This window comes from Microbulbifer guangxiensis (assembly GCF_021729075.1).
Lineage (GTDB): Bacteria > Pseudomonadota > Gammaproteobacteria > Pseudomonadales > Cellvibrionaceae > Microbulbifer > Microbulbifer guangxiensis.
Map to the genome: position 1 here is coordinate 334,453 of NZ_JAJSAQ010000001.1, position 23,556 is coordinate 358,008.

General features: G+C 60.9%; 22 protein-coding genes and 1 tRNA gene. 6 read left to right on the forward strand and 17 right to left on the reverse strand.

Annotated features, from left to right (window positions below; translation table 11 throughout):
* Positions 1-210: 210 nt before the first annotated feature.
* The 15 genes from LVD12_RS01445 to LVD12_RS01515 form a co-directional block, all read right to left on the reverse strand.
* A complete protein-coding gene (locus tag LVD12_RS01445; RefSeq protein WP_237065095.1) occupies positions 211-1,191 on the reverse strand; it encodes a malate dehydrogenase in 981 nt (326 codons plus the stop codon).
* Positions 1,192-1,311: 120 nt separating this feature from the next.
* Positions 1,312-1,938 (reverse strand): dUTP diphosphatase, encoded by a 627-nt coding sequence (locus LVD12_RS01450; protein ID WP_237065097.1) that lies wholly within the window; start codon positions 1,936-1,938, stop codon positions 1,312-1,314.
* A 19-nt stretch (positions 1,939-1,957) separates the two neighbouring features.
* The gene (locus LVD12_RS01455; protein ID WP_237065879.1) at positions 1,958-2,734 is read right to left on the reverse strand and encodes a TatD family hydrolase; all 777 of its coding nucleotides are present in this window, start codon (positions 2,732-2,734) and stop codon (positions 1,958-1,960) included.
* 89 nt (positions 2,735-2,823) lie between these two features.
* On the reverse strand, positions 2,824-3,177 hold the full coding sequence (locus LVD12_RS01460; RefSeq protein WP_237065099.1) for a PilZ domain-containing protein: 354 nt from the start codon (positions 3,175-3,177) through the stop codon (positions 2,824-2,826).
* 80 nt (positions 3,178-3,257) lie between these two features.
* A complete protein-coding gene (locus tag LVD12_RS01465; RefSeq protein WP_237065100.1) occupies positions 3,258-4,283 on the reverse strand; it encodes a DNA polymerase III subunit delta' in 1,026 nt (341 codons plus the stop codon).
* Positions 4,284-4,309: 26 nt separating this feature from the next.
* The gene (gene tmk / locus LVD12_RS01470) at positions 4,310-4,939 is read right to left on the reverse strand and encodes a dTMP kinase (RefSeq protein ID WP_237065101.1); all 630 of its coding nucleotides are present in this window, start codon (positions 4,937-4,939) and stop codon (positions 4,310-4,312) included.
* A 2-nt stretch (positions 4,940-4,941) separates the two neighbouring features.
* Positions 4,942-5,967: an endolytic transglycosylase MltG gene (gene mltG, locus LVD12_RS01475; protein WP_237065102.1), complete on the reverse strand. Its 1,026-nt coding sequence runs from the start codon at positions 5,965-5,967 to the stop codon at positions 4,942-4,944.
* Positions 5,968-5,999: 32 nt separating this feature from the next.
* Positions 6,000-6,767, reverse strand: a complete 768-nt coding sequence (locus tag LVD12_RS01480; RefSeq protein WP_237065103.1) for an aminotransferase class IV — start codon at positions 6,765-6,767, stop codon at positions 6,000-6,002.
* Between the two features lie 51 nt (positions 6,768-6,818).
* Complete coding sequence (gene fabF / locus LVD12_RS01485) at positions 6,819-8,060, reverse strand: beta-ketoacyl-ACP synthase II (RefSeq protein ID WP_237065104.1); 1,242 nt, start codon at positions 8,058-8,060, stop codon at positions 6,819-6,821.
* Between the two features lie 192 nt (positions 8,061-8,252).
* The gene (gene acpP / locus LVD12_RS01490; RefSeq protein WP_067080870.1) at positions 8,253-8,489 is read right to left on the reverse strand and encodes an acyl carrier protein; all 237 of its coding nucleotides are present in this window, start codon (positions 8,487-8,489) and stop codon (positions 8,253-8,255) included.
* Between the two features lie 224 nt (positions 8,490-8,713).
* The gene (gene fabG / locus LVD12_RS01495) at positions 8,714-9,469 is read right to left on the reverse strand and encodes a 3-oxoacyl-ACP reductase FabG (protein ID WP_237065105.1); all 756 of its coding nucleotides are present in this window, start codon (positions 9,467-9,469) and stop codon (positions 8,714-8,716) included.
* Positions 9,470-9,496: 27 nt separating this feature from the next.
* Positions 9,497-10,441, reverse strand: coding sequence for an ACP S-malonyltransferase (gene fabD / locus LVD12_RS01500; RefSeq protein ID WP_237065107.1), 945 nt, complete (start codon positions 10,439-10,441; stop codon positions 9,497-9,499).
* A 44-nt stretch (positions 10,442-10,485) separates the two neighbouring features.
* Positions 10,486-11,496 carry a phosphate acyltransferase PlsX gene (gene plsX / locus LVD12_RS01505; protein WP_237065108.1) on the reverse strand — a complete coding sequence of 337 codons (1,011 nt, stop codon included), beginning with the start codon at positions 11,494-11,496 and terminating at the stop codon, positions 10,486-10,488.
* Positions 11,497-11,499: 3 nt separating this feature from the next.
* Entirely contained in the window at positions 11,500-11,691 is a 192-nt protein-coding gene (gene rpmF, locus LVD12_RS01510; RefSeq protein WP_237065110.1) for a 50S ribosomal protein L32, read from the reverse strand.
* A gap of 73 nt (positions 11,692-11,764) precedes the next feature.
* Complete coding sequence (locus LVD12_RS01515) at positions 11,765-12,313, reverse strand: YceD family protein (protein ID WP_237065111.1); 549 nt, start codon at positions 12,311-12,313, stop codon at positions 11,765-11,767.
* A gap of 201 nt (positions 12,314-12,514) precedes the next feature.
* On the opposite strand from LVD12_RS01515, the gene LVD12_RS01520 reads away from it, so the two are divergent.
* Entirely contained in the window at positions 12,515-13,105 is a 591-nt protein-coding gene (locus tag LVD12_RS01520; protein WP_237065112.1) for a Maf family protein, read from the forward strand.
* A 19-nt stretch (positions 13,106-13,124) separates the two neighbouring features.
* Here the strand turns inward: LVD12_RS01520 and LVD12_RS01525 are convergent, their stop codons facing one another.
* On the reverse strand, positions 13,125-13,769 hold the full coding sequence (locus tag LVD12_RS01525) for an HAD-IA family hydrolase (RefSeq protein ID WP_237065113.1): 645 nt from the start codon (positions 13,767-13,769) through the stop codon (positions 13,125-13,127).
* Positions 13,770-13,798: 29 nt separating this feature from the next.
* A complete protein-coding gene (gene rluC, locus LVD12_RS01530) occupies positions 13,799-14,821 on the reverse strand; it encodes a 23S rRNA pseudouridine(955/2504/2580) synthase RluC (RefSeq protein ID WP_237065114.1) in 1,023 nt (340 codons plus the stop codon).
* Positions 14,822-15,572: 751 nt separating this feature from the next.
* Between rluC and rne the strand changes: the two genes are divergently transcribed.
* The 5 genes from rne (at position 15,573) to LVD12_RS01555 (ending at position 23,554) form a co-directional block, all read left to right on the forward strand.
* The gene (gene rne, locus LVD12_RS01535; protein ID WP_237065115.1) at positions 15,573-18,617 is read left to right on the forward strand and encodes a ribonuclease E; all 3,045 of its coding nucleotides are present in this window, start codon (positions 15,573-15,575) and stop codon (positions 18,615-18,617) included.
* Positions 18,618-18,734: 117 nt separating this feature from the next.
* Positions 18,735-18,822 (forward strand) — tRNA-Ser (locus LVD12_RS01540).
* A gap of 498 nt (positions 18,823-19,320) precedes the next feature.
* Positions 19,321-20,031: a TVP38/TMEM64 family protein gene (locus LVD12_RS01545; RefSeq protein WP_237065116.1), complete on the forward strand. Its 711-nt coding sequence runs from the start codon at positions 19,321-19,323 to the stop codon at positions 20,029-20,031.
* Entirely contained in the window at positions 20,031-22,277 is a 2,247-nt protein-coding gene (locus tag LVD12_RS01550; RefSeq protein ID WP_237065117.1) for a hypothetical protein, read from the forward strand. The genes LVD12_RS01545 and LVD12_RS01550 overlap by 1 nt, the downstream gene beginning before the upstream one ends.
* Entirely contained in the window at positions 22,274-23,554 is a 1,281-nt protein-coding gene (locus tag LVD12_RS01555; protein WP_237065118.1) for a glycosyltransferase, read from the forward strand. Before LVD12_RS01550 ends, LVD12_RS01555 begins: the two co-directional genes overlap by 4 nt.
* Positions 23,555-23,556: the final 2 nt, after the last annotated feature.

The window sequence follows — 23,556 nt, forward strand, 5'->3', positions numbered from 1 at the left end:
AATAGTCCCTTCAGTGTAGACACGGGCGAACGCAGTTAAAAATTGCGCCATTCATGGTGCCCGGCGCAGCGCGATCCCACCCCACCGGGTTTGTCTGACTCTACCTCATTTCCTATCCCCTGGAGTCCTGCGACAGCCGGGTGCCAGCGCCCTCCAGCAGGACAAAAAAAACCCGCGGAGGCCGCGGGTTTCTCACACTAGCAGAGATGCTTACGGCAGCAGGTGGGCTACTGCATCGCGCTCTTCTGCCAGCTCCTGCTCGGTTGCAGACATCTTCTCACGGGAGAAATCATTGATCTCCACGCCCTGAACGATAGTCCAGTCACCATCCTTGCAGGTGCAGGGGAAGGAGTAGATCAGGCCTTCCTGAATGCCGTAGGAACCGTCGCTGAAGACTGCCATGCTGGTCCAGTCCCCTTCAGCGGTGCCAAGCGCCCAGTCGCGCATATGGTCGATCGCGGCGTTGGCCGCAGAGGCCGCTGAGGACGCACCGCGGGCCTTGATGATGGCGGCACCACGCTGCTGCACGGTGGGGATGAAGTCGCTCTCGTACCAATCCTGCTCGACTTTATCCATGGCTGCCTCACCGCCCACCTTGACCTGGTGAAGGTCCGGGTACTGGGTGGAGGAGTGGTTACCCCAGATGGTCATGTGGGTAATGTCATTGACGGAGGAGTCGGTTTTGTTCGCCAGCTGGGACAGCGCACGGTTGTGATCCAGGCGGGTCATGGCAGTGAAGTTGCGCGGATCGAGATCCGGCGCGTTGCGCTGGGCGATCAGCGCATTGGTGTTGGCCGGGTTGCCGACAACCAGCACCTTCACATTGCGGGAAGCCGCATCATTGAGCGCCTTGCCCTGTGCGGAGAAAATGGCCGCGTTGGCCTCCAGCAGGTCCTTGCGCTCCATACCCGGGCCGCGGGGGCGCGCACCGACGAGCAGCGCGTAGTCTGCATCCTTGAACGCCACGGTGGCGTCATCACTCTGGACAATGCCGGCGAGCAGCGGGAAGGCACAGTCTTCCAGCTCCATCGCTACGCCTTTCAGGGCTTCCAGGGCCGGAGTGATCTCCAGCAACTGCAGGATCACCGGTTGATCCTTGCCCAGCATCTCGCCGGATGCAATTCTAAACAGCAGAGAATAGCTGATCTGGCCGGCGGCGCCGGTAACAGCAACTCGTACAGGTGCTTTCACGTTAGTTCTCCCTCGTTTGTGAGCGGCCCGCATTATAGAGACTTACGGCCAAATTTCACCTCGGCACCGACTCCCCTAGACCAAAGTCGTAGGTGACAGCACCGAGGGCTGATCGATTGTTCAGGCGACTGCAGCAGCCTGGTAGCGGGACTCCAGCGCCAGATACAGCTGTTCGCTGTAATCCGGAGCGGCCGTATCCAGCAATGCTGCGAGCTCGGCGAGGTGCTCGTTATCCTCACGGCCCTGCCAGGTTTTCACATAGCTGCCATCCTTGTAGCCATTGTCCTGGCGGAACCGGTTAAGCACATTCTTGCCGACATAACGGCGGTAGAGGTCGGCGAACTCCAGGTCAACATCTGCCATCAGCTGGGCAAAGCCAACCAGGTCAAAGCTGCGGCTAGCCAGGGTATTCAGAGTGAAGGACTCGAGATGTTCACGAAAGTCCCCAGCCGCCGGCTTCGCACTATTGAGCTCGGTAAGCATCCGCTCAGCGACAACCTCCGGGCTGCCGTGCTGTAGCTCGAGGCTCAGCCCAAAATGCCAGATGTCAACCAGCTCCAGCTTCACCTGATCCATCTCCGGGGTCTGTTTTTTCCACCATTTCCAGCCGTAGTGATCCAGCAGCTCGGCGCTCTCCACCCAGATCGCGCGATACCAGGGGAATTTCTGCCCCCGCCAGTCTACGTTGACCACGGAATTGATCTCGTCCTGCAGGCGCAACATCACCTGCAATTGTTCTTTCATCATGGGGAAACCTTTTGCGTGCTCAGACCGCACGGGGGAAAAGTCGATAGAAATTTTCGGTTGTAATCTCTGCGAGTTGCGCATACGGAATCCCGCGCAACTCGGCAATGAATTCCGCCACCTCGCGAACGTAGGCGGGGATGTTCGGTTTGCCGCGGTACGGAACCGGAGCCAGATAGGGGGAGTCGGTCTCCACCAGCAGCCGATCGAGCGGTAGCTTTCGCGCTACATCCCGCAGCTCCTCCGCATTGCGGAAAGTCACGATACCTGACAGCGAGATGTAGTAGTTCAAGTCGAGAGCTGCGCGGGCCATTTCCCAGCTCTCGGTGAAGCAATGCAGGACGCCCGCATGTTCGGGGTTGCCATGCTGCCGGATCAGGTCAATCGTGTCTTCGCGGGCATCCCGGGTATGGACGATTACCGGCAACCCAGCCTTCCCTGCTGCCTGCAGGTGCGCAGTAAAGCTCTCCTGCTGGCTTTCACGGGTATCAGTGCTGTAGTAATAATCCAGTCCGGTCTCCCCCAGGGCCACTACCCCGGGCTTTTCTGCCAGCTCGAGCAGCCTCTCGACACCCGCTGTACCGGAGTCCACATCCAACGGATGTATACCGACGGAGCAGACAACATCGGGATGGGCCCCGGCGATGGCAACCACCCTTTCAACGTTGTCGAGACTGATACCGACGCAGAGAAATTTACTGACCCCGCGGCTTCGGGCGAGATCCAGCGCCGCATTGAGATCACCATCGAACTGATCGAGTTTTAGTCGGTCCAGGTGGCAATGGGAATCCACCAGCAGCGGTGTCTCTCCGCCCGCTGTGGAACCGCCTTCAGCTTGCGGGTGGCTGGATTCAGAAGACACTTGGGCACCTCGGTTTCCGGAGAAGTTTACAGTGTGTGCGTTGGGCGGCTGGATTCGAGGGAACCGGCCAGATAGGTCTCGATCTTGCCCTGGGCGATATTGTCCTTGTCACTGAACTGCACACCGATACCCGGAGTCCGGTTGCCCTGGGCTCCGGCGGGTGTGATCCACACCACCTTTCCGGCTACCGGCACCTTTTCCGGCTCCTCCATCAGGCTGAGCAGCAGAAACACCTCGTCACCCAGGTTGTAGGACTTGTCGGTACTGATAAACAGGCCGCCATTCTTGACGAACGGCATGTAGGCCGCGTAAAGCACTGACTTGTCCTGAATCTTCAGTGAAAGGATACCGTTGCGGGCACCGCCCCCCATGCCTTTCATGGCCAGACCTCGTTGTTCGTTATTGCCGCTAACTTATCTGAGCGTGCCGGCTGTGTCCAGACAGCGGCCCAGAGTCCGATTTACACCCCATACAGACGCGCCCAGCGGATCAGCAGTTCCTCCATCAGCAGGCGTCGATTAGGGTTCGAGCCGCCTGCCAACGCCTGTCGCGCCTTGAGCAACTGATCATAGAAGGAGAATAGCGGCCGCAGCGCCCCGGCACCGCTTCCCGGCAGACTTTGCAGAAAACGCCCGATTTGCTCGTCCACGCCGCTATCGCTACTGCGGGCCCGCAGCATCTGCACGACCCACTGTTGCCAGAAAAGCAGCAGCTCCGTCAATTCACAGCCCTCACCGGGTGACTCCCAACGGCCTGCCAGGCTGACGGGGGAGCTGCGCCCCTCAGACAATTCGACAAGGTCGGTGAGAAACTGCTCGCGCAATTCCAGCGATTCCGGCTCGGCCAGGGCCAGCGCCCGCAGAGGAGCACCCCCGGCCACAGCAAGGGCGCTGCGCGCGGCAGCCCCCTCAAGCCCCCCATCCCTGAGCCACTGCAACGCCGACTCGGCAGTGGGGGCCGGGAAAGGGACCGTCTGGCAGCGACTGCGGATTGTGGGAAGTAGCCCGGCGGGGGCATCGCTGATCAACAGCAAGATCACCGAGGAGGCAGGCTCCTCGAGATTCTTGAGCAAGGCGTTTGCCGCATTCACGTTCATCGCCTCGGCCGGGGCCAGCAGAACAACCCTCGCCCCCTCCCTGCCGCTGGTTTGCCCGACGAAGCCGCCAAGCTGGCGAACCTGCTCGACCTTGATGGGACCGCCTTCCTTCTCGGGTTCAACGCGCAGGAAATCCGGGTGGGAACCCGCCCGCCAGAGCCGGCAACCGCGGCAGTCGCCACAGGCAAGGCCCTGTCTGGGGGAGTCACAAAGCACCATGGCTGCGAACGCCTCGGCGAAACGGCGTTTGCCCAGCCCTGCCTGGCCACTCAACAACAGCGCATGGGGGCAGCGTCCGGCGTGCCACTGGCCGCCGAGACGCGACCAGGCATCCCTCTGCCAGGGCAGCGGCGACGGTATCGGGGCATTCTGGGCATCTGCTTGGGACAAGGGCTCTGTTCCTTGGTGGGATGAGGTCAGGGCTGGTCGAGCAGCCTTTCCAGTTCAGCAGCCAGTTGTCGCTGAACCTCTTCGATGGGTAAAGCCGCATTCACCACGGCGTAACGTTCCGGGACAGCGCTCGCCCGGGCCAGGTAGGCATCGCGAACCTTGTGAAAGAATTCCAGCTTCTCGCTCTCGAACCGGTCCGCCGCGCCGGTCGCAGCGGCCCGTGACAGGCCGACCTCGGGATCCAGGTCGAGCAGCAGTACCCGGTCCGGCCTCAGCTCACCCTGGACGGTCTGCTCCAGCTGCGCGATCAGCGCACGGTTGAGTCCGCGGCCGCCGCCCTGGTAAGCGTAAGTCGCGTCCGTGAATCGGTCACAGATAACCCAGGCACCTCGCTCCAGGGCTGGTTTGATCACTTCAGCAAGATGCTGCGCCCTGGCCGCAAATACCATCAGCAGCTCTGCCGTGGGGTCGACGGTTTCATCGCGGTTTTCCAGCAGCAGGGCCCGCAGCTGTTCGGCGAGAGGAGTCCCGCCCGGCTCACGGGTCTGGATGAACTCGACATCCCTGCTGCGCATCCAATCGGTAATAAAGCGTAGATTGGTGGATTTCCCGACCCCTTCCCCGCCCTCGAGAGTAATGAACTTTCCGCGCGGCATAATCAGTTCTCTTTTCCCGGGCTCGAGCGGTAATCCGCACGTCGCTTCAGCTGGTACTCGCGGACTGCGCGGTTGTGTTCGTCCAGGGTTACGGAGAAGTGATGATAGCCATCGCCCTTGGCGACAAAAAACAGGCTGTCACCCTCCTTCGGGTTCAGTGCCGCACGAATGGCCTCACGCCCGGGCAGCGCAATGGGAGTGGGTGGCAGCCCCTTGATCACATAGGTGTTATACGGAGTGGCTTCACGCAGGTGGGAGCGACGCAGGTCGCCATCGAAGTCTTCTCCCAGACCGTAGATGACCGTGGGATCCGTCTGCAGGCGCATCCCCCGCTTCAACCTGCGAACAAAGACACCGGCAATTTCGTCCCGCTCGGACGGTTGCCCGGTCTCCTTCTCAATCAGCGAGGCAAGGATCAGCGCTTCTTCCGGCGTATCAAACGGCAGGGCATCGCTCCGCTGCTGCCACTCATCTGCGAGCACCCTGCGCATGCGCTCATGGGCCTGCTTCAGCAGCTCGATATCCGTGGTACCGGAGCGATAGATGTAGGTATCAGGAAAGATCCACCCCTCCAGGCTGGGTGCTTCCAGCTGCAGTGCTTCAGCGGCACTCTCTGTGGAGCGCCCGGCTTCAGTCTTGACGACGTTACGGCCAGCGCGGATTTGCTCCAGCGCCTGCCTTGCAGTCCAGCCCTCAACCAGGGTCAGACGGTAGCGGGTCACATCACCGCGATGCAGCCGCTCCACCAGATCCATGGCGTTGGTCCCCTTGGGCAGCAGGTACTCGCCTGCGTGGATGCCGGTTTTTTCCTGCCAGTAGGCGTAGAGCAACACGAGTCGGGGCCACTTCACCACTCCCTTCGACTGCAGGTCCCGCAACACCCTGGACAGGTTGCTGCCTGACTCGACCTGAAACCGCAGTCCGCCCTCTTCCACTGCCAGCGGCTGCACCAGGCTCTTCTGGAGCCCCAGTGCGGCAATGCCGGCAGTGACCAGGAACAGGAGCAGGCCCGCTAGCAACAGACGCAAAGGACGCTTTTTCTCTTTGGTTTTTTTCTTATCTACCACAGCTGTTCAACCACCAGATTCTGTAAATACGCTGTCTGCCGACCTGCTGCCCACTTGTGCATGCAATCCAGCGCCCGAACGGGAAGAACGCCCCGGACACTGTTACAGACCGCAACCTCCTCTGCAGACCCCAGATCTGCCCGGTCAAGGGCAGCCTCCCGAATCGGCACTCGCTCGCTGAGCCAGTCGCGCATGACCCCGCGGACACCACAATTTGTGAGATCTGGCGTAACCCAGCCGTCACCCAGCCAGAGCAGAAGGTTACAGCGAAGTGTCTCCACCAGTCGCCCCCGTTCATCCAGCATCAACCCATCGTGGAGCAGATCCCGGCGGGGCAGTTCGGCCATGGCGCGATTATATCGCGAGCGAGCCAGCTCTTTGCAGCCCGGGTTGGCAGTTTCTCGACACAGGAGCCTGGTCTCGCAAAGTTGCAGCGTCACGCCATCATCTAGACCGGGAGGTGTCACCAAAGGTTCTATCTGAAGGTCCCAGTGGGGTTCGCCACAGAAAAACCCGATGCGAAGGCGCAGCCGCAGATCCCCATCAGCGAATCTGGAAACCCTGGTGAGAAAGTGGCTGATATCGTCCAGTACGGCGTTTGACACCTGATGACTGCGCATGAGACGAGCCCGATGATAGGGCCAGAGTGGCACGCCACGGCGGTTGCCACGCATGGTTTCGAGCAGGCCACGCTCAATCTGCACATCATCGGGCAGGATGTCAGATGGGTGACCACTGATGAATCGCAGGGGAAGGTGCATTGAGAAGTGCCTGAGGGGGCGCCCGCCCGGAATGGCGGGCCCCCGGGCGCATCAGACGCGCTTGAAGATCAGGGATCCGTTGGTGCCACCGAACCCGAATGAATTCGACAACACCGCATCGATAGGCATTTTCTGGGCCTCTCCGGGCACCAGATTAATACCCTCACAGGCTGCGTCCGGATTCTCCAGGTTGATCGTTGGCGGTGCGACCTGGTCACGGATGGCAAGCACCGAGAAAATCGCCTCGATCGCGCCTGCAGCACCGAGCAGGTGGCCGGTCATCGACTTGGTGGAGCTTACCGCAAGGCCTCCTGCGATTTCGCCAAATACGGCTCGCACAGCCTGAATCTCCGCCTTGTCCCCAAGGGGAGTCGAGGTGCCGTGGGCATTGATGTACTGGACACCTTCGGGGCCAAGCTGGGCATCATTCAGCGCATTGCGCATGGACAGTGCCGCGCCAGCCCCATCTTCGGGCGGAGAAGTCATGTGGTGGGCGTCACCACTCATGCCAAAGCCGGCGAGCTCTGCGAGAATCGTCGCACCCCGGGCCTTGGCGTGTTCATACTCTTCCAGCACGAGGACACCCGCACCCTCACCGAGAACAAAGCCATCCCGGTCCTGATCCCAGGGTCGGCTGGCAGTCTTCGGGTCGTCATTGCGGGTAGAGAGTGCACGTGCAGCACAGAAACCGCCGAGTCCAACAGGGGTCGTGACCATTTCGGCACCACCGCACACCATGACATCGGCATCGCCATATTGGATTGCACGCAAACCGAGACCAACAGCGTGGGTACCGGTGGTACACGCAGTGGTGGTGGAAAGGTTCGGGCCTTTCATGCCGTATTTGATGGAGATATTGCCGGCAACCATATTGATGATGGCCCCGGGAACAAAGAAGGGGGAAACCCGACGCGGGCCCTTCTCTGCGATCAGCATCGCATTGTCCTCGATCGCCGCAATCCCGCCCATACCGGAACCGATGCAGGCTCCGACACGGGGCGCATTGTCTTCGGTCACGTCAAGACCGCTGTTCTCTACCGCCTGAATGGCCGCGACCATTCCATACTGCAGGAACATATCCATCTTGCGTGCGTCTTTGGCTGCCATATACGGCGTCGGGTCAAAGTCTTTTACCATCGCCGCAAAGCGGGTGGAAAAGGCAGAGACATCAAACTTGTCAATCGGTCCGGCACCGCTGGTGCCCGCGAGGATTCCGGACCAGGTTTCATCAACGGTGTTCCCCAGCGGGCTCACCATTCCCATTCCGGTAACGACTACTCTTCTACGCGACACTCGTCTTCCCCCGAATATCTACTGTGCGCTGCACCTTTGGCCCAGCACTGCCGGACCTTGCGCCGAAGTGCAGTCACTTTTCCTTGGCGCTAATAAAACGAAAGCCGTTCTATGCAACATAGGACGGCTCTCGCAGTACACATGGTTTCGGGCACAGTGCGTCGACCCGTAACCTAAACTTCCCAGCTGGGATTAACCAAGGTTTTCCTTGATGTAATCGATAGCCAGCTGGACAGTTGTAATTTTTTCAGCTTCTTCGTCGGGAATCTCGGTTTCGAATTCCTCCTCGAGAGCCATTACCAACTCAACTGTGTCGAGGGAGTCAGCGCCCAGATCTTCAACAAAAGAGGCTTCAGGTTTTACGTCTTCTTCCTTAACGCCCAGCTGTTCAGCAACGATCTTTTTTACGCGCTCTTCAATGCTGCTCATGATTCAATTTAACTCCTAGTGGATAAAAATCTGTTTTGGTCGCTACTGCTTTCTTACTGTTTTTAACAAAAAAGTAAACGACCGGCTCACACAGCTTCCGGATAATGCGAGGCGGCATTGTACCCTGATTTTTTCGGGATGTAATGCACCGCCTCACACGGCCATCTGCAATTCTATAAACTCTTTTACGATCAATGACTTAGATCAGCTTTCTAGAGGCTGACTCAAGCCATATACATACCGCCATTCACATGAATGGTCTCGCCGGTCACATAGCCACCCGCTTCGCTGGCTAAAAAAGCGACAACGGAAGCTATCTCTTCCGGGGCGCCCAGACGCCCAAGCGGAATCTTGCTCATCAGCACCTCGCGCTGGGCTTCGGGAAGCACTTTGGTCATATCAGTGTCGATAAAGCCCGGCGCAACAGTGTTGACGGTAATGCCGCGCGAGCCTACCTCAGCCGCGAGAGAGCGGCCGAACCCTGCAACCCCGGCCTTTGTAGCGGCATAGTTGGCCTGACCGGCGTTACCCATGCTACCCACGACGGAGCTGATATTGATGATGCGCCCCCAGCGCGCCTTGGTCATGTCCCGCAGGCATGCCTTGGTGACGCGGTAGACTGCAGTCAGGTTGGTCTCCAGGACCGAGGCCCACTCATCATCCTTCATGCGCATCAGCAGGTTGTCTTTAGTGATGCCTGCATTGTTGACCAGAATGGTCGGCGCGCCGAAGTCTGCCTTTACCTTTTCGAGCAGGGCCGCAACACTGTCGGCGCTGGTGACATCCAGCACCAGGCCGCTGCCGGCAATGCCTTTTTCGGCGAAGCGCTGGGCGATTTTTGCCGCCCCACCCTCACTGGTCGCGGTACCGATAACCGTTGCACCCTGCTCCCCGAGCATATCGGCAATCGCTGCACCAATGCCACGACTGGCACCGGTGACCAGGGCCACGCGATCTTTCAAAGAGGTATTCAAAGTCATTCTTTCTCCCGTTCCCGCCGAGCGGGATTACTGTGCAGTCGCCTGCAGTACTTCCTGCAGCTGAGCCGGCGCCTCAATGTTGTGGCTGCCGAGCTGTCGGTCTATTCGCTTGGCCAGGCCCGCCAGAACTTTACCGGGCCCGCACTCTACCAGAGTGTCGATACCATCCGCGGCCATCGCCTGCACGCAGGAGGTCCAGCGCACCGGGCTGTATATCTGCTCTACCATCAGGCGCTTGATCAGCGCCGGATCGGATTCAGTTTTTGCATGCACATTGTGCACGACCGGCACCTCGGGTGAGCGGAACTCTGTCGCATCAATCTGTGGCGCGAGTTTTTCCGCAGCGGGGCGCATCAGCTCGGTATGGAACGGGGCGCTGACCGGCAGCGGCATGGCGCGTTTGGCGCCTGCGGCCTTGCATGCCTCGATCGCACGTGCAACCGCATCACTGCCGCCGGCAATTACCACCTGGCCCGGTGAGTTATAGTTGACGGCAGCAACAACATCGCCCTGCGCAGCTTCGACACAGGCGGCCTCGACGGCACTGTCCTCGAGGCCAATCACCGCAGCCATTGCCCCCTCGCCTGCCGGCACCGCTTCCTGCATCAGTCGTCCACGCTCACGCACAAGGCGCACTGCATCCTTGAAGTCGAGCACTCCGGCGCACACCAGCGCGGACCACTCTCCCAGGCTGTGCCCGGCCATGCGTGCGGGAACTGCTCCACCGCGGGCAACCCATACCCGGTATAACGCCACGCTGGCGGAGAGGAGGAGCGGCTGGGTTCTCTCTGTGAGGTTGAGGTCTGCCTGCTCGCCGTTCTGGCTCAGATCCCAGAGATCATAGCCAAGCACACCGGAGGCCTCAGAAAAGGTCTGTTTTACCTGGGGAAATTCCGCTGCAGCTTCGGCCAGCATGCCTACCTGCTGGGAGCCCTGGCCGGGAAATACGAAAGCGAGCCGTGCACTGGTCATGGAACATCCTTTAACCTGGTTGGCGGTAGGGGGACGCGGCGGGCTTACGGTGCCAGTGCCCGACTCAGTCGGGTGGCGAGGTCTGCCTCGGCGCACTCTTTGGCAGTGATCATAGCCCGGTAAAACGCCTCACTACTGGCACCACCGTGACTCTTGATGACGTTGCCTTTTACCCCCAAAAAGCTGGCGCCATTATAGCGGGCGGGTTCCACCTGTGTGCGCCATTTTCGCAACAATTTTATGGCTAATTGGCCAAAAAAACGCTGAATCGGCCCCTTTCGCTCAAAGGTGAACGCCTTTTGACCCATGAGTCGAATCACGCCTTCAGCGGATTTCATCGCTACGTTACCCATGAGTCCATCGCAGACAACAACATCAGCAACACCGGTGAAAATATCGTGCCCCTCGACGAAACCAAAATAGCCGATCCCCGGGTCCGCCTGGAAGAGCTCAGCGGCCCGTCGAATCTCTTCAGTTCCCTTGTGGGCCTCCGCCCCGATGTTGAGCAGCGCGACTTTCATTTCCCGCTTGCCGGTATGAACCCGCTGGGCTTCGATCCCCATGCGCGCAAATTGCACCAGATCCTCCGCCGAACAGTCGATATTGGCGCCCAGGTCGAGCAGGAAGCAGGAACCGGATTCAGCCGGGAGCGACTTGCCCAGCGCCGGGCGCCGTACGCCCTCGATAGTCCCGAGGATGCTGCGACTGAGTGCCAGCAGGGCGCCGGTGTTGCCTGAAGTCACCACCGCATCCGCTTCCCCGTCAGCAACCGCCTGGAGGGCGCAGGCCATGGAGGATTCGCGCTTTCTGCGCAGGGCGTGAACGGGATTGCACTGCTGAGTCACGACCTGCTCACAGGGCACGACTTCCAGGCGATCAGCAACAGGAGAGAAATTGAATTCGTTGAGGAGGTCCTGAAGCTGCGCGGGAGGACCATAGAGCTTCAGACTCGCCAGCGGGAACCGGCGGAGGAATCTTATGCAGGCCGGAACGACAGAGCGGGGACCTAAGTCCCCGCCCATCGCATCCACGGCCAATCGTAATTGGCTGGACAAGCTTTACTCTTCTTCAGAGCCGCCGACTTCGATCACCTTGCGACCGCGGTAGAAACCGTCTTTGGTCACGTGGTGGCGACGATGCTTTTCGCCGGTAGTCGGGTCGACAGACAGAGCCGCACCTGCGCCGAGGGCGTCGTGGGAACGACGCATACCGCGACGGGAACGAGTCTTTTTGTTTTGCTGAACAGCCATGGCTTGCTCCTAAAATAACCAAATTACACTGGAACCGGGGCGCCTACCGGCGAGCCCAACCCGTCGGCAACCACTAGGATTTGCCCGACGAACCCTTCAACTGTTCCAGCACTTTAAAGGGGTTTTCCCGCTGCTCCTCCGCCTCCTGTGAATCATCCCCGAACTGGAATCTGTCGCGAGCGACACACTCCTCTTCGTGGTAAGCCACCATTGGCAGGTTGAGCAAAATCTCATCTTCCAACACCTGATACAGGTTGAGCTCCTCGCCCTCCTGTATCACCGGGTCCAGATCCCTCGGCAATGATTTGCCCTGTTCCTCGGACCAGACAATTCCCCACCGTACCGGGGCATCGACAGTCTCGGGCTTGGGCTGTAAACAGCGCTGGCACAGCAGCTGGACATTGCAGCTCACCCCGCCTTCGACGACGAGGTGGCGGTTGAGGTCGCGACTGAAACTCAGTTCGGCGCGCACATCGCCATCCACCGACTCGACTGCCGCCAGAAGTCTCTCCAGGGCTTCAGCAGGCACGGTGCCCGAGAGCACCTGCTCCCGCTGTACCAGCTTGCGCGCGTCCACAATTTTAGGGATCACGTCCGCGTGCTGCTTCGTACCACCAGCCATTCCCGGAACCTCCCTGAACTCTGGTGCCAAGTGCCCCTCTCGGTGTTCCTCAACAGCTGCGAAAGCGCCGCGAACACAGGGAGGGGGTCGACATAAGCGCGCAATTCTATGGACTCACCATACCCTTGTCAAAACAATTCAACCGCCGCTACATTGGACCTCAACAACGCCCCTGCAGGCCCCAGCAGCTCCGGAGAAATCATGCCCCGCTCTCTGATTCTAGCCTCCAGCTCCCCTTACCGCCGGCAGCTCCTGGGCCAGCTCGGCCTGCCGTTCGAGTCGGTCTCACCACATATAAATGAAGCAGCATTGCCTGGCGAGACGCCAGCCACCCTCGCCGCCCGGCTGGCTGCAGAGAAGGCCCGGGCTCTGGCCGGAACCTTCCGTGATGCACTGATCATCGGTTCGGACCAGGTCGCCGACCTGGAGGGGAAACCGCTAGGCAAGCCCGGCAACCGCGAAGCCGCCGTGGCACAGCTACGGGAAAGCAGCGGCAGGCGGGTAATCTTTCACACCGGGATCTCGGTGCTGGACACGGGTAGCGGGATCTTGCGCAATGAGGTCGATCGTTTCGCCGTTTACTTCCGCAAACTCTCGGAGCGCCAGATCGTCAATTATGTTGACCGCGAGCAGCCTTTCGACTGTGCCGGGTCATTCAAAGTGGAAGGGTTGGGGATCGCCTTATTCGAAAAAATGGAAGGTTCGGACCACAATTCACTGATCGGACTTCCATTAATTCGACTGGTCGACCTGTTGCAGACTTTCGGGGTGTTCCCACTAGGTGAACCCTGAAGGCTCGCCCAGCCCCTGCTCAGGGGACCAGTGGCGGCCAGTGCAACAGTTCGGAAAAGTGGTCGATGATGGCCCTGGGCTTGCAGGCTTGCAGCCGCTCCGGGTGGTGCACTCCGTAACTGACACCGATGGCCGCCATGTCGAGGGCAGCCGCCATCTGCAGGTCGTACACGGTGTCTCCCACCATGACTGCCTCGCCAACAGGGCTCCGGGTTGCCTTCAGCAACTCCTGCAACATCCGCGGGTGTGGCTTTGAAGCGGTTTCGTCGGCACAGCGACTGGCCACAAAGAGCCCGCCCAGGCCGTGGTCCTCGAATTCGCGATTCAGGCCACGCCGGCTCTTGCCGGTCGCGACCGCCAGGCTGTGGCCGTCGCTCTGCAGCCGGTCGAGGGTCTCCAGGACTCCGTCGAACAACGGCAGCGGCTCGGAACGGGCTGCCATCCACTCGTCGGCATAATACAGGCGCATGCTGTCCCTCTGCCCCATCGAAGCCTCCGGGAAAAGGCTGCTGATTGCCTCCGGCAGGCCAAGCCCGATGATGTTTCCGATCGCCTCCGGGTGCAGCACCGGCAGTCCTGCCCGGTCGGCAGCACGCTGTATGCAGGACACGATCCGGGCCTCAGAGTTACATACGGTTCCGTCCCAATCGAGAATTACCAGCATCTTGGAGTCCAGTCTCAGCTATCAGGGGGTCAAGGCTGCAGGGGAACCCCAGTCCCGGAGCGCAGTTCGGCCAACACCGACTCCAGCTCTTCGGACAGGGGCGCCTCCACCCTCACTTCCTGCCCGCCGGGCAGCGAACAACCGACCACGGAGGAATGAAGGAATAGTCGCTTCAGGCCGACTTCGCGGAATGCCCGGTTGGCCTCATCGGTGGCGTACTTGCTGTCTCCCGCCAGGGGGCAGCCCACAAACTGGGCGTGAACACGAATCTGGTGGGTGCGACCGGTGACTGGCTCCGCCGCGAGCAGCGTAGCACCGCGAAAGCGCTCGAGCACCTGGAAGCGGGTCTCACTGGGCTTGCCCTCCGGATCAACCGACACCATGCGCTCGCCACTCTTGAGTGTATTCTTGCGCAGGGGCGCCTCGACCAGGCGCCGTCCCCGCGGCCACTTACCGACCGCAAGGGCCAGATAGGACTTTTCCAGACGCCCCGCCCGCAAATCGCCCTGCACGTGCGTCAACACGGCACGCTTGCGGGCCACCATGATCGCACCACTGGTGTCCCGGTCCAGCCGGTGCACCAGCTCCAGAAACTGACTCTCCGGGAACATCTGGCGCAGCACCTCGATCAGCCCCAACCGCACCCCACTACCACCATGAACGGCCAATCCGGCAGGCTTGTTGATCACCAGCAGGCCGTTTGCATCATAGAGTATGGATGCCTCCACCAGCTGGCGCAGCTGATCCCCGGCGACCGGTGCCGGCGCCTGCTCCGCTGTGCGTATGGGCGGCACGCGCACGACGTCCCCCGGCTGCAGCTTGTATTCGGCCTTCACCCGCCCCTTGTTCACGCGCACCTCCCCCTTGCGCAGGATCCGGTAGATCCGCGAGCGCGGCACGCCCTTCAGGCGCGACTGCAGGAAATTGTCGATCCGCTGGCCGGCCAGATCAGCGGGGACGGTCAGGAACTGAACGCCGGGCGAGGCAGCCCCTTGACGGGTTGTGGAGTTGCCGGCCTCTGCGGCCCTGGCGGGAGGATGTTTACTTCGCATTGGCGAATGATAACGACCCCGGGCTGCCAATTGAAGCGTCCCGGCCCCCGTGCTATATTCGGCCGGCCTGAATTGGGCTGGTTTTCGGCGGTGTGCGGCACCTTGAAGTAGTCACAGACACCGTTCCAGAGAAAATACCGCCAATCGGCCGGTGCGTGTGAACAGCACGTCATCAACAAAACTCCGCCGACCAGGTCGCTCTCAAGTCAGAATTCCGGAGCACCTCGTCGGCCACAAGGTCCCGCCTGATGGCGGGTGTTTATGCGAAGGTAAGACGGGCTGAAGCCCGCAGCGCTTGAAGTAGAAGACTCAATTACTTGCGTCCCGCTCTGTTGAAATGTGCCAGCGACCGCACTGGCAGCCCGGAAAGCATCGGTTACCCGGCTTCCGGAGACACAAAACACAGGATCAGAGGGCCCGGCCAAAAGCCAGCCGGAGACAGAGCCTAGAAAAGACGTGAACCTCGCCGCCCGAGTTACCAAGATATCGGGGCGGCGCCCGGGAGTACCGCCTCAGAGAGGCCGGAGCGAAACCGGGTAGTACTGACATACTGGTGCTAAAGGTACCGATGGGCATCACGTTAGTGTGCGATGCCCTGAGTTTCAGCAGTGAGACTGCCCCTGCCACCGCCTGTGGATTTCAGGCCGTGGATTGGGTTGGTGGTTCCTGCCTGCCCCGCTTGTGCGGGGGCACAAAGAGCCTGCGAACTTCAGTGTCATGCCTTTGCGCAATGCAAGGACTAACGACACGCATGAAGAGAATGCTGATCAATGCAACTCAGCCCGAGGAGTTGCGCGTTGCCCTGGTTGACGGCCAGTGGCTTTACGACCTGGATATCGAAAACCGCACTCGCCAGCAGAAAAAGGCGAACATCTACAAGGGCAAGATTACCCGTGTAGAACCTTCTCTCGAGGCCGCTTTCGTCGACTACGGCGAAGAACGCCACGGCTTCCTGCCCCTTAAAGAGATTTCCCGCGAATACTTCCTGAAACAACCCAAGGACATCGACGGTCGCGTCAAGATCAAGGACGTGGTCAAAGAGGGCATGGAAGTCATCGTCCAGGTGGACAAGGAAGAGCGCGGCAACAAGGGGGCGGCGCTGACCACTTTCATCAGCCTGGCAGGCCGCTACCTGGTACTGATGCCGAACAATCCCCGCGCCGGCGGTATCTCACGCCGTATCGAAGGCGATGAGCGCTCCGAGCTTCGCGATGCACTCTCCGATGTGGAAGTCCCCTCCGGTATGGGCATTATCGTGCGGACCGCAGGCGTAGGCCGCAGCGGTGAAGAGCTGCAGTGGGACCTCAACTACCTGCTGCAACTGTGGGATGCCATCAAGACTGAGGCGGACACCTCCAAGGCCCCCCACTTCCTGTTCCAGGAAAGCAACGTCATCATCCGCGCGATCCGCGATTACATGCGGGACGACATTGGCGAAGTCATCGTTGATGACAAGGGTGCCTACCAACTGGCGGCGGAATTCGCGCGCCAGGTCATGCCCCAGTATGCCAGCAAGGTGAAGTACTACGAGGATGCGATCCCGCTCTTCAATCGTTACCAGATTGAGAGCCAGATCGAGACCGCCTTCGAGCGCGAAGTGAAGTTACCCAGCGGCGGTTCCATCGTGATCGATGTGACCGAAGCCCTGGTTTCCATCGACATCAACTCTTCCCGGGCCACCAAGGGTGGAGATATCGAGGAGACTGCCCGCAACATCAACCTGGAAGCGGCAGACGAAATCGCCCGCCAGCTGCGCCTGCGTGACATGGGCGGCCTGGTAGTGATCGATTTCATCGACATGCAGAACAAGTCCAACCAGCGTGAAGTCGAGAAGCGCATGGAGAAGGCCCTCAGCATGGACCGCGCCCGGGTCCAGATCGGCCGCATCTCCCGCTTCGGCCTGCTGGAGATGTCCCGCCAGCGCCTGCGCCCATCCCTGGGAGAGACCACCTTTCGCGTCTGCCCCCGCTGCAGCGGCCAGGGCACCATTCGCGGAACCAAGTCCCTCGCACTCTCCATCCTGCGACTGGTTGAAGAGGAGGCCAAGAAGGAGCGCAGTGCAGAGATCCGTGCAATCTGCCCGGTCAATGTGGCCACCTACCTGCTGAATGAAAAGCGCAGTGCGATCACCAACATCGAGTCCCGCAACAAGACTCGCGTTGTCGTAGTGCCGAATGCAGAGCTTGAGACCCCGCATTTCGAGGTGCTGCGTCTGCGCGACGACGACACGTCCACCCTGGAGACTTCCTACAAGATCTCCGGCACCATCGAGGACACCTCCAGGGCGGAAGAAGAACCCCTGCGCCCCATCGCCCAGCCCGCTGTGCAGCAGATCACCCACACAGCCCCGGCCCCTACCCCTACTGCCAAGCCCAAGCAAAAACAGAAGCAGAAGCAGAAGGAGGAAGAGAGCACGGAAACCGGTCTGATCAAGCGACTGATTGCCGCAATCGCCGCCCTGTTCTCAGGTGAAGAAGACACCACCAAGAAGCACAAGAAAGCCAAGGGCGGCGGTAAGAACTACCAGCAGCGCAACCGCGGCCAGCGTCGCGGCGGTCGTGGCAACCGCGGCCAGCGTCGCCGCGATGAGGGCGACAAGCGCGAGCAGCCCCGCGAAGAAAAGCGTGCCGACAAGCGCGAGGAACGCAAGCAGGACAAGCGTGAAGAGCGCCGCGATGAAAAACGTGATGAATCCCGTGAAACCAGCGCCGAACGTCCCCAGCGTCGCCGTCGCCGTCGCCGTGGTGGCGAGGGTCGTCGTCGTGACGAGCAGCAAGCTGGAGCCACTGCAGCCGAAGCCAAGGCGGAAGAAGCAGAGCAGGATTCCGCTCAGACCGGCGACGAGCAGCGCCCTGCGCGACGCCCGAGCAATGTCCGCGGCCGTCCCCAGCCGCGCCGCCGTGGCCGCAGGGGCGGTAACGCCGCAGCAGCGGCAGTTGCCCAGGGCCAGGAAGAGCTCAACCGCGAGGTGAACGAAGCGATCGACGAGGCAGAGGGTGAGGCAAAGGTCTCCGCTGACAAGCAGCGGGCAGACGCCGAAAAGCCTGAAGCACAAAAGCCCGCCAAGCGTCCCCAACCGTCCGGCGCCGATGAAGGCCAGGAGGCGGAGAAGGAACAGCCCGTCGCTGCCAGCCCGGCCGAGAAGCCCGCTGCCCAGCCGAAGGCGGACGAACAGCCGGAGGCAGAGAAGCAGCCGACAGAGCGCACCGGAGGCGAGCCGGCCGAAGCTTCTGAACCGGCCCCCGTTTCCGCCAAAGCAGAGACTAGTGCACCGACCGGTAAGGCTGTCACCAGCGAAAGCGCGACAGAGGTTGCCCCGGCAGAAACTGCCCTTGCGCAACCCGAGGCGGTGGAGCCGGCCAGCAGCAAACGCGCGGAGCGCGTCACTGAGGTAGCCGTACCTGAGACCGCAGGTGAGACCCAGCTGGCTGCTGAGCCCGCAGAGGCAGCAGACATAAAGCCGGATTTCGCATCCTCAGAAGCCGAGGAGTTCGCCCTGGAAGTCGCTGCCGAGGAATCGCTCCCGGCCAGCGGAGAGGAAACCGCCGCTCCGGCCGAAACCCGGCCAGCGGGAAGCCGTGCCAGCAATGACCCGCGTGTAAACCCGCGTCCGCTGCAGGAGCTCGCCATCGTGACCGAGCACCACGACCTTGGCGAGCAGCGTCCGCTGGACACTGCGCAACCCGCAGGTATCCAGCACGCACCACGCGACCTGAAGCGACCGGCCAATGATCCCCGGGTCGCCCGGCAGGCCGAACAGGCCAACGACAGCGGCAGCGACGCCGAGGCAGGTTAACCTGCCCGGGTTAGCCGCTCTTTGTATAAAAAAGCGGCTAACCCATTGAAGTTCCTAAAAAAATTGTCAGCCCACTTGTACCCAACAAATCGACCGGTATAATGCGCCAGACAATTCGGAGGGGTGGCTGAGTGGTCGAAAGCGGCGGTCTTGAAAACCGTTGACTGTAACAGGTCCCAGGGTTCGAATCCCTGCCCCTCCGCCATACGAAAAAGCCCGGCAAATGCCGGGCTTTTTCGTATGGTGAAGGGGCGGATCCGGATAAGAACCCCCGTTCGAGCCGGAGCTGGCAAAGCCAGCGGAGACCAGCGAGCGCAGCGAAGCTCATCCCTGCCCCACAACTGAGCCCGGCAAATGCCGGGCTTTTTCGTATGGTGAAGGGGCGGATCCGGATAAGAACCCCCGTTCGAGCCGACCAATTTGCATAGCAAATTAGGGCGCCGGAGTTTACGCAGTCCCGAGCGTGTTTCGCGAGTCCCCCGCGCAGCCAGCGGAGACCAGCGAGCGCAGCGAAGCTAATCCCTGCCTTAATCACGCCTCCTCCCGCAGCCCGGCACATGCCGGGCTTTTTCGTATGGCGGAGGGGCGGATCCGGATGAGCCCCCGTTCGAGCCGAAACAGCTCGGCCAGGCGATCGCAGCACCATACCGACCACTTGTCTAGGCTATAAGTTGGCAACTCTCAAACCGGTCCGAGTCACCTTATGCAGGCCAAGCATAAATACCTTCTGTTTCTTGCGGGCTGCGTGCTGGTCGTAACCGGGGCGGTTGGACTGCTGCTCTATTTCGATCTGGATGACCAGCTGATCGAACTGCTTCAGTGGCTGGACAGCCGGGGCTGGCAGGCGAGCCTGCTCTTTATATTGATCATGGCCCTGGCCATCGTGGTGCTGGCACCAGGCGTCATTTTCACCATGGGAGCGGGTTTTGTCTTCGGTGTCGTCAAGGGCACCATTTTTGTTGTCATCGGTACGGTATTGGGTGCAACCATCGCTTTCCTGATCGCGCGCTACCTGTTTGGTGAACGCCCTTCCCGCTGGCTGATGTCCCATGTCCGCCCCCCGCATCTCGGGGAGGTCATGCGCCGGGAGGGCTGGCGGATGATCATGCTCACACGGCTGGTGCCGCTATTCCCCTTCAAGTTATCGAACTATTTTTTCGGCCTGACCCCGGTCCGCCTGAAAGACTTCGTTATCGGTAACTTCATTGGCATCATCCCGTTGACCGTCAACAATGTGTATGTGGGATCCATTGCTGCCGATCTGGCCACACTCGGCCAGACCGGTTCTGAACGCACGCCGGTGCAATGGGCCCTGTATGGTCTTGGCTTTGTGTTGGCGGTGGTTGCGCTGATCGGGCTTACCCGGATGGCTCGCCGGGCCCTGGCGGAAAAGATTGAGGAAGAGGATCTCTGATGCCCTGGATGAAATGGCTGCCGTGGCGTTTCTTTGTTCGCAAGTTCGCCACCTCACACGGTTTCCTGGATCCACTTTCGGTCATGGCGCGGTTGCAACAATTTGCCCAACCGTCGGAAGTGGCGGAACCCATTGAGCTATTGCGTGCCGGCGTGATATTCCATGCGCGCGCCCTGATGAACAGCAAGGTCATTCAGCACAACCTGGACTGGGTATGGCCTTACTGGGTGGAACGCCAGTTTGATCCCGCCGATGAGTCTTTCATCCCGCGGGCATTCTCCATTACCCACTGCAATCTCAGCCATCGGAACTGGACAGCGGTTGGAGTGCCAGATTGTGAGGAGATGCCCATCATCGATCCCCGCGGCCTGCTTACTCCCCACTATGACGGTTGGTCTGTCGATGCCTGGGTGCTCGGGGAGGACGGGCAGATACTCGTACCGGCCAAGATCAGGGACTGCCAGCAGCGTCTCGATATCAGCGAGGATAACATCGCCGTCATTACAGACAGCGAAACCGGCGGGCTAAGGCTGCGCAATACCGCCCTGGTCGAGCGCGAATCCAGTGACAGTGTCTGCCGGCTCGATCTGCAGGGACAGAGCGAGTCCGGTGGCTGGCTGGTTGTGTCGCTGCGGCCCTATAACCCCGAGGGGGTCAGCTTCCTGCACAAGGTCCGGCTCGGGGATAACCGCCGGCAGTGGCTGGTGGAAGAGAAGTTTGCGGTGGAATTCGACCGGCCTGTGGATCACCACCTGGCCTCGGATTACCGGCATGGAGATGTCTACCTCGACCTCAATAAGGAGGGCGGCAGCACCCATGGGGAATGCGAGGTGGGTATGGCCACCGCTGCGGCGATGTTCAGGTTAGAACCGGACAAGCCACTGGATATCTCGGTCAGGATCCCGCTGCATGCCGGCCGCCACCAGTCCCGATTATCCCCCAGCTGGCCAGAGAACCTGGCGAACCATTGCCGCCTCCAGGTACCCGATCAGCAATTGCAGTTCATGTACGACGCAGCCATCCGTACGCTCATCCTGCATTCTCCCACCGATGTCTATCCGGGTCCCTACACATACAAGCGCTTCTGGTTTCGCGACGCGGCCTTCATGATCCAGTCGCTGCTGCATGCCGGGCTCGTAGAGCGGGCCGAGCGCGCGCTGGACCAGTTCCCCAAACGGCAGAAACGCGATGGTTTCTTCCACTCCCAGGATGGGGAATGGGACTCCAATGGCGAAGCGCTATGGATCTTCGACCTCTTCTGCCAACTGACCAACAAGCCCCTGAAAACCGCCTGGCACGACCCGGTACTGCGGGGCGCCCGTTGGATCGACAAGAAACGCCTGCCCAAAGACGGCTCTCCCTGTGGCGGACTGCTACCGGCAGGCTTCAGTGCCGAACACCTTGGTCCCAATGATTGCTATTACTGGGATGACTTCTGGGGAGTTGCCGGGCAGCGCGCGGCCGCGGCCATGTGCGATCGCGATGGACTCAGCGAGGAGGGGAAAGAGTTTTCCAGGCAGGCAGACGACTTCCAGAAAACGATCGATGACAGCCTCGCCGGATGCGAACAGCGCCTGGGCCGACCGGCAATGCCCGCCTCCCCCAACCGGCGCCTCGATGCCGGCGCCATCGGTTCCATCGCTGCGGGCTACCCGCTACAGCTCTACCCGGAAAAAGATCCACGCTTGCTGGACCTGGCAGAGTTCCTGATGGAAAAGTGCTTCGTCAGTGGCGGCTTTTTCCAGGACATGATCCATTCCGGCATCAATGCCTACCTGACCCTGCACATTGCCCAGGTATTCCTCAGGGCCGGGGACGCACGTTGCGTTGAATTGATGCGCAATGTGGCAAGACTGGCCTCCCCGACCGGGCAGTGGCCGGAGGCCATCCATCCCCACTCCTTTGGCGGCTGCATGGGCGATGGACAGCACGCCTGGGCGGCCGCAGAGTGGGTGGCGATGCAGAGAAACTGTTTCGTGCGTGAGGAGGGTGACCTGCTTGTCCTTGCCAGCGGCCTGCCGCCGGAATGGCTCGCGGACGAGGGTGCCGATCAAACGATTCGATTCGGCCCGGCCCTGACGCGCTTCGGTGTCATCACGCTGGAGATCCAGCCGGGGAGCACGCCGCGGGTTTCCTGGGAGGCCGACTGGTACCATGGGGAGCCCCTGATGCAGGTGCGGCCCCTCGGTTACAGGCCTGTGGTAGTCCAGCACGGCCAGAACAGCGTGGAGCTCACAGCCCAGTGAACATCGTCATGCTCACCAACACCTACCTGCCACATGTCGGCGGTGTTGCACGCTCTGTTGCCGCCTTCAGCGCGGAATACCGGAAGCGCGGCCACCGGGTACTGGTGGTTGCGCCGACTTTTGCCGATACGGACCCCGCAGAAAAAGACGTCCTGCGGATTCACGCCCTGCAAAACTTCAACGGCAGTGACTTCTCCGTGGCGCTGCCCTTCTCCGGAGATCTGTCCGAGCGACTCGACGAATTCCGGCCGGATATCGTGCACTCCCACCATCCGTTCCTGCTGGGGATGACCGCTCTCCGCATTGCGCGATCCCGGGAAATTCCGCTGGTCTTTACCCACCATACGCTCTATGAGCGCTACACCCACTATGTGCCTGCGGATTCCCAGGCACTGAAGCGCTTTGTAATCGAGCTGGCGACCCGCTACGCCAACCTTTCCAGCCTGGTGTTCGCGCCGAGCCAGAGCATTGCCGAGCTGCTGCGCAGCCGCGGTGTCACCACACCCATCGCCGAGGTTCCTACCGGCGTGGCTGCCGAGCAGTTTGAGCCAGCCGATGGTGCTGCCGCGCGCCGGCAGTACGGAATACCGGAGAGTGCATTCCTGCTCGGCCATCTGGGCCGGTTGGCACCGGAGAAAAACCTGGAATTCCTCGCCGCCGCAGCCGCTGAATTCATGCAGGCGCACAGCGACAGTCACTTCCTGTTGGTGGGCAGCGGGCCCAGTGCGCGAACCATTGAAAACCTGTTTCAGTCCCGCGGCCTGGGCGACCGCCTGCATATGCCCGGCACGCTGCAGGGCGCCCCGCAGCGCAATGCTTACCGGGCGATGGATGCTTTCATTTTCGCCTCCACCAGCGAAACCCAGGGCATGGTACTCACCGAGGCCATGGCTGCAGGAACCCCGGTGATCGCGCTCGATGCCAACGGCACGAGGGAAGTGGTCAAAAACGGCATCAACGGTTGTCTGGTTTCCAGTGAAAACAGCCGTGAATTTGCCAGCGCCATTGACTGGCTCTACTTACAACCGCCCGCTGAGCGGGAGGCTATCCGCAAGGCTGCCCTCGAGACTGCCGAGAGCTTTTCCATGGAGAACTGCGCTGAAAGAGCCCTGTCCCTCTACCAGCCACTGCTCAAGCAGGAATGGGCCTTCGACGACTCGCTCTACGCCCAGTGGATGCGCCTGCGCAATCTGATCGGTGCCCAGTGGGACATCCTCGAGGGCGTCACCAGTGCTGCCGGTGCCGCCTTCACTACGACGCAACCGCGGTCCTCCTGACC